6 protein-coding genes are annotated in these 7,191 nt (G+C 37.7%); 3 read left to right on the top strand and 3 right to left on the bottom strand.

Going from position 1 to position 7,191, the window contains the following annotated elements:
• Positions 1–419: 419 nt before the first annotated feature.
• Both BTHG_RS01920 and BTHG_RS26100 read right to left on the bottom strand, forming a co-directional pair.
• Positions 420–1,328 (bottom strand): NAD(P)/FAD-dependent oxidoreductase, encoded by a 909-nt coding sequence (locus BTHG_RS01920; RefSeq protein WP_010281418.1) that lies wholly within the window; start codon positions 1,326–1,328, stop codon positions 420–422.
• Between the two features lie 191 nt (positions 1,329–1,519).
• Entirely contained in the window at positions 1,520–1,651 is a 132-nt protein-coding gene (locus BTHG_RS26100; RefSeq protein ID WP_010281417.1) for a YjcZ family sporulation protein, read from the bottom strand.
• A 198-nt stretch (positions 1,652–1,849) separates the two neighbouring features.
• On the opposite strand from BTHG_RS26100, the gene BTHG_RS01910 reads away from it, so the two are divergent.
• Entirely contained in the window at positions 1,850–3,010 is a 1,161-nt protein-coding gene (locus BTHG_RS01910) for a M20 family metallopeptidase (protein WP_010281414.1), read from the top strand.
• A gap of 51 nt (positions 3,011–3,061) precedes the next feature.
• Here BTHG_RS01910 and BTHG_RS01905 read toward each other — a convergent pair whose 3' ends face one another.
• Positions 3,062–4,246, bottom strand: a complete 1,185-nt coding sequence (locus BTHG_RS01905) for a helix-turn-helix domain-containing protein (RefSeq protein WP_010281411.1) — start codon at positions 4,244–4,246, stop codon at positions 3,062–3,064.
• Positions 4,247–4,381: 135 nt separating this feature from the next.
• Here BTHG_RS01905 and BTHG_RS01900 point away from each other — a divergent pair, with 135 nt between their 5' ends.
• Positions 4,382–5,953 carry a glucose PTS transporter subunit IIA gene (locus tag BTHG_RS01900; protein WP_010281409.1) on the top strand — a complete coding sequence of 524 codons (1,572 nt, stop codon included), beginning with the start codon at positions 4,382–4,384 and terminating at the stop codon, positions 5,951–5,953.
• 355 nt (positions 5,954–6,308) lie between these two features.
• The gene (locus tag BTHG_RS01895) at positions 6,309–7,172 is read left to right on the top strand and encodes a fumarylacetoacetate hydrolase family protein (RefSeq protein WP_010281406.1); all 864 of its coding nucleotides are present in this window, start codon (positions 6,309–6,311) and stop codon (positions 7,170–7,172) included.
• Positions 7,173–7,191: the final 19 nt, after the last annotated feature.

Genomic DNA, 7,191 nt, shown 5'->3' with positions numbered 1-7,191 from the left:
GATGAAGAGGAAAATCACATCAATTTTCCCTCACAATCCCCTTCATACCACCGGTGAAGAGGAACGCCACGTCAATCTTCACACGCAATCCCCTTCATACCCCCGATGAAGAGGAACGCCACGTCAACCTCCCCTCGTAATCCTCTTCATACATTCAATGAAGAGGAAAACCACTCCAAAACAACACCGATATGCCCTTCATCAACCTTCTATAACCCCTTACTATGTTATTAACGAAACTACCACAACCTTCTATAACCCCTTACTATGTTATTAACGAAAACTACCACAACCTTCTATATCCCTTTAGGATGTTATTAACGTAAAACTATCACAACCTTCGAAAGCGTTTTACTATTTAAAAAGCCTATTATTACATCATATGTAAGTAAAGAATGATAATTTCGTTATTCAAACGGTTATTTTTCATTTATAAGGCTTTTGTGAATCCAAATGGCTGCCTGCATTCCGTCTCCCATGGCAATTGTTGTTTGCTCTGAGTGGACAGTAATATCCCCCGCCGCCCACACATGGTCAACATTTGTCTTCTTTGTTCGTGGGTCCACAATGATATGTTTGTTTTCTGTACGTTCAATTCCTAGATCTTTCGCAAGCTCTGAACGAACCATATTTCCACCAAATCCTAAAAATCCTCGATCCCCGTTAAGAATATCTTTGCTTTTTAAGCGTACACCGACAAAATGAGAGGATTCCCCTGCAACTAAAATTTCCTCCACATCGTCTTGGATATAAGTAATTTCCTTCTTTTTTAAGTCATCCATTGTCTCGTTATCAAGGTTTTGCCAATCATGATTAATAAATGTGATTTCTTTTGTAAAATAAGTTAGCGTGAGGGCCATGTTTGCTCCAGGTTTTCCGGAGCCAATGACAATCACGTGCTTGTCTACTACTTCATATCCATCACAATCGGGACAAACATAGACGGATAAACCTAGGCATTTGTTCATGTTTTTAATTGGAGGAATATTGTCCTTCACACCTGTTGCGAAAAGCAATCGTTTTGCTGTATAGGTTTCACCATCTCGACAAAACAACTGAAATGCCTCATCCCCTTTTTCCGCCTTAAGGACTTCATTATGTACGAAAGAAACTCCATAACGTTCAGCCTGCATTTTTCCAAGACTTCTTAAAGTTTCACCACTCACACCGTCTGGCCAGCCTAAAATATTATGGTAACTTCTGCAAATGCTTGAGCGTCCATCATTTGAATCAATTACTGCAATACTATGCTTATATCGTCCAAGTTGGATGGCCGCTTGCAAACCGGCAATTCCCCCGCCAATGATAATGACATCATACTGATTCATCATATTTTCACCTCTGTTCAAACATATACTTCATATTTTTTGTTTTAAAGTTCAATCTATTCATAGTCAACATAATATTTTTATGGTTAATCAAAGCAAAATTAGTTTACATATTATTTTTATCGTAAATAAGAAAAGGTTCCATTCACGTTTATTGTGAAAGGAACCTATTTTTAATGCTTTGTATATTTTTAACGTACGTAAGAAGCACCAACAATTATCAATAGAATGAATAGTACAACAATTAATACAAAGCCATGGTGATATCCAAAACCACCATATCCATACCCATATCCGCAATGATCATGATATCCGTAATACATAGTGTCATCTCCCTTTCTATTTCTTACAATGTTATGATATGAGCCTATGGGTTGTACTGTATGTGCAGGTGCCTATTTTTCAAGATTTTTTATTTGTTATATAAAAATAGTATTTTAGACAAAGAGACTGATTGAATTTTTATACATTGTGATTTATAATAATCCAAGAGAAACCTATAAAAAGAAAGCAGGGTCATTATGAAGGCAGAAATACTTGCAGCTATTGAAGAAAACAAAGATCGTTTTTATGAAATTAGTGCTTATATTGGGGCAAACCCAGAGCTTGGGCATGAAGAATACAAGGCTTGTAAAATTTTAACCGATGAACTTAAAAAACATAATTTTAGTGTAGAAATTGGGACAGCAGGCCTCCCTACTGCGTTTGAGGCTACTTTTGACAGTGGTAAACCGGGTGCGACGATTGGAATTATGTCCGAATATGATGCACTACCTGAATTAGGCCATGCATGCGGTCATAATCTAATTGGAACAATGGGAATTGCAGCTGGAATTGGCTTATCAAAAGTTATTCATGAAACCGGTGGAAAAGTGGTTGTATACGGTACACCTGCTGAGGAAACTAAAGGTGGAAAAGTCACTATGGCTGAACAAGGTATCTTTGATCACCTTGACGTTGCTATGATGGTCCATCCACTCAGCCATTACGAAAAAAGTGGCGCTTCCCTAGCAATGGATGCCATTCAATTTGAATTTTTCGGAAAAGCTGCACATGCAGCTGCAGCTCCACATGAAGGAATTAATGCCCTTGACGCAGTCATCCAAACATTCAACAGCATCAATGCATTAAGACAACATATCACCTCAGACGCACGTATTCACGGAATTATTTCTGAAGGTGGACAGGCAGCTAATATTGTACCTGATTATGCTGTGGCACAATTTTATGTTCGTGCTGCAACACGTGACTATGTAAACGAGCTTGTTGAAAAAGTGAAAAAATGCGCACAGGGTGCAGCACTTCAAACAGGTGCAACAATGGAATGGTCATTCTATGAATTCTCGTATGATGACATGGTTACGAATGAGAGTTTTTCCGATGTTTTTACTAACACATTGATTGAATTAGGAGTAAATCCAGAGGAAATTCTTGAACGTGCAGAAGGTGGATCTCTTGATATGGGGAATGTGAGCCATGTGGTCCCTTCTATTCATCCATATGTAAAAATTTGTGATGAACCATTTGCCTGCCACACACATGGATTCCGTGAAGCTGCCCTTAGCAACCAAGGGAAAGAAGCAATGATTCTCGGAGCCAAGACAATGGCAGTCACAGGATACAAAATTTTAACAAATCCTGAATTACTTGAACAAATCAAAACAGAATTTGCTAATAAATAAGATTCATGGACGGTGTTCTTGGCGAGCTAAGCTTTAGAACCCGTCCCTTTTTTATTGCCGATATTGGGTGGGTGTCATACCGGACTCTTTTTTAAATACCCTTGTAAAATAAGAGGGGTCATCATATCCAACCAGCCACGAAATCTCTTCAATCGAAAGTTTCTCCGACTTAAGTAAATATTTTGCTTGGTTAATTCGAAGCATTTGTTGATAACTGGTTATTGTATATCCGGTCTCTTCCTTAAATTTACGTGAAAGATGACTTGCGTGAGTTTCAACTTTCTCTGCCAAGGTTTCAATTCGCAGTGGCTGATCATAATAATTTGTGATGTGTTCGATTACCTTTTGAATCATGATGGAAAACTGTTTTAAGGTGTTGGATTGAACTAAATCACAATATTCCCCAATCATTTGGTCTTCTATCTGATAAAGTTTCCCTAATTTACTTGCCTGTTCAATCTTAAATGCATAACCTTCAGAAATTCGATGAACCATAATGGATGGTACTTTACTATTTCTGGCAGCAGTTCGTAATAGAGTATTCATGACGATTAAATTATTTTTTACTCTTCGAATGGGTTGATTAGGGAACCGTTCTGCAAATGAAAACAAAGGATTATTTGAACTTATTAATTGTAATGCTTGTTTTTTGTCTCCATTTTCTACTGCGCGTAAAAAATTTTTTTCAATTTCATATCGTAATTGTACTAGCTCAACCTCTTCTGCATCTGTGTTATTAGTATTTTTTAAATCCTGATTTTTTGCGTTGGAAACAATGATTTGAGTGGTTGCGTCATTCTCCATCAAACGTCGAAAATGCTGTAAAACACTCGCAAAGCTGTTTGTTTTTTCTCCCGTAACAATTGGAATCTTCTTTGCAACATCTCTCAAAGCTTCACTTTGATTATGACTTAACTGATGTTCTCTAGTGAGTTTATAAAAATCGGGAGCCATTTCATAATAGGGTCCTAAAAGAATATAAAGCTTCAGTCCTTGAACTTTTAGGGAGTAGCATAAAAACTGCAAATCCCACTCATAATTAAAATTATAAACCTGTTCCTCCTCCACTTGAGAAAGTTTTGCAATGATCGTTTCATGAGTTTCACGCATAAAACTTGGGAGTTCAAATAGTTCCTGACGGTAGGAAAACTGTCCCTCCTGATTCAATACATAAATATTTAAATCTGTCAGGTAGTGTAATTTTAAAGCGGTTGAAATGATGAATGATGTTTCCAAAATTTTTCCCTTCTTTTTGTCCTGATTTTATCAAAATAGTCCTATTAAAAACAAAGACGAACTCATTATACTTAAATAGTAAAAACAAAAGCAAACATTTTGAAAACGTTCGCTTAGAAATTGTGAGGTACTACTATGAATCAGACAACAACAGATAAAAAGCCTTCAAAATTATCGATGATTTTAGATGTTATTTCTGGAAGCTTTGCTCCTATTATTGGGGTTCTTGCAGGAGCTGGTTTATTGAAAGCGATGTTATCCGTCTTGGTTATGCTTGATTGGATATCACCAGAGAATGGCTCATACATCGTCTTATCTGCAGCTGGGGATGCTGTATTCCACTTCCTCCCTGTCTTTTTAGGTATATCGATTGCACTAAAATTAGGTGCAAATGGCTATGTTGGCGGAGTAATCGGTGTTTCCATTTTAAGTCCTGAAATTGTTCATCTTGTCGAAAATGGAGTTCACTCGATTGATTTTCTAGGACTACCTGTTTTACTTTCTGATTATTCAGCAACTGTCTTCCCTATTTTTATCGCGATTTTTGTTTACGCAGGACTTGAGAAATTCCTGAAAAAAGTCATCTATAAAGATATCCAATTATTTATGAATCCATTACTTGCTCTTATTATAATGGTGCCTTTAACCTTAATTGTCTTTGGACCAATTGGAACTTTGTTAGGAGAAGGTTTAGCTACGGTGATCACATTCCTTAGTGAGAAAAGCGGGTTATTAGCGGGAGCCGTACTTGGAGGGGCTTGGACATTTTTAACAATCGCAGGTCTACATTGGACAATCATTCCATTGGCAATTGCGAACCTTGCAACTGGACCAGACCCAATTATCGGGATGGCTGCCGCAGCGCCATTTGCACAAATTGGGATTGGAATTGCTGTATTTTTAAAAACGAAAGATAAAGATTTAAAAGCTCTTGCCGCAAGTGGTATTGTTCCAGGTGCTCTAGCAGGAACTACTGAAGCAATTAATTATGGGATTATTTTACGCTATAAAAAAACGATGGTATATGTTCTAATCGCAGCAGCTGTTGGCGGTGCGATAAATGGTAGTCTAGGAATAGGCATGAACGCTTTTGTTTTACCAAGTGTTCTTTCAATCCCTGCATTTTCCCCTATTTTGCCATTTTTAATTGGGATTACTGTTGCATTTGTATTAGGATTTATTTTAACGTATTTATTTGGTTTTGAAGGTAAAGTAGAAAAAACGAAAGATAATTATAATCAGCTAATCGTAAGACCAGAAAAAATTAGTAGTCCATTACATGGTAAGGTTGTTCCGCTATCTTCAATCAATGACCCACTTTTTTCAACAGAATCTGTTGGGAAAGGAATCGCAGTTGAACCCGAGGATGGAAGAGTCGTATCTCCAGTTGACGGTGTTGTGACAACTCAATTTCCAACTGGACATGCCATTGGTATTACCTCAAGTAATGGAGCTGACGTGTTAATTTGTATCGGTATTGATACGGTAAAGTTGAAAGGAAAATATTACAAACAACATGTGAAGCAAGGTGACAAAGTCAAACGTGGCGACCTGCTCATCACGTTTGACTTACAACAAATCAAAGCGGCTGGTTATGAAACCACTAGCCCGATTGTCATAACGAATTCTGAAAAGTATTTAGATGTAAAAGCGTTTGAAACAAACATTGTTAATACATCTGAAGATTTATTGAAATTAAGTATATAAAAGCAAATGGGACGGTTCTCTTGGCACTAGGAGAACCGTCCTATTTTTTGTGGAAAACGAGTTCTAAAAAGAAACGATGTACAATATTCTATGGTAAGACCATACACCACGATTTTCCATAAGGTTGTTTTCGCGAACTTTGTTGTTATTGAAATAATTGATTTCCGCTGCAGGTGGACGCTTTCTACGGGCGTGGCTTAAGCCTCCTCGTCGCTAATCGATCCTGTGAGGTCTCAAGTCTCACGCTTTTCCCGCTGGAGTCGCCACCTTTCGCAGCAATCAATAGTTTTTTTCCATTTGCAACAAACTTTTAGAAAATAGCCTTCCATAAAAAATGAATAGGATGGTGACAGGAATGAAATTACTTTCGTTTCAAGCTACAGATGGTGTTCGTTTAGGTATTAAAACAGACAGTGGCATTGTTGATGTAAAGGCCACTGCAGAAAAAGCTGGTTTATCGGCCCCTACCACGGTCGATGAAGTGATTTCAAGCGGCACATCAGGACTAGAACAACTACAGCAGATTGTAAGCAAAGCCGAAGAATTTTTAGACGAAGATTCTATCTCATTTGCTCCAGCTGTTCAAAAACCGAAAAAAATCATATGTACAGGAGCAAATTATCGCGCCCATGTCGCTGAAGCAAACTTTACAGTACCAGATTATCCAATTTACTTCCCTAAGTATCAAAATAGCCTTGCAGCACATAACGAAGATATTGTACCACCTTCTGTGACGAAACAAGTCGATTACGAGGTTGAAATGGTTGTTGTGATGGGAAAACAAGCGAAAAATATTACGCAAGAGGAAGCACTAGACTATGTGTTTGGATATGCGACTGGAAATGATTTATCAGCAAGAGAGCTTCAAACCAGAACTATCCAGTGGATGTATGGAAAAGCAATTGACCAGTTTGCCCCAATTGGACCTTATCTTGTCACAGCTGATGAGATTCCAAATCCACAAAACCTCGATTTGAAATGTTGGGTAAATGGTGAATTACGTCAAAGTTCTAATACAGAACTAATGATTTTCCCGATTGCTGAAATGATCAGTGACTTGTCACAGACAATGACTCTAGAACCAGGTGATGTCATATTTACAGGTACACCTGAAGGCGTTATTTTAGGAATGAAGGAAAAAAATTGGTTGAAACCTGGTGATGAAATTGTTTGTGAAGTAGAAGGACTTGGTAAATTAATAAATCGAATTGCGGAATAACAAACATTTTGAAGAGCTC

Origin of the sequence: Bacillus timonensis (assembly GCF_000285535.1) — a bacterium.
Lineage (GTDB): Bacteria > Bacillota > Bacilli > Bacillales > Bacillaceae_L > Ferdinandcohnia > Ferdinandcohnia timonensis.
Note: the sequence above shows the minus strand (reverse complement) of the source record. Positions and strands in the feature narration are given on the sequence as shown.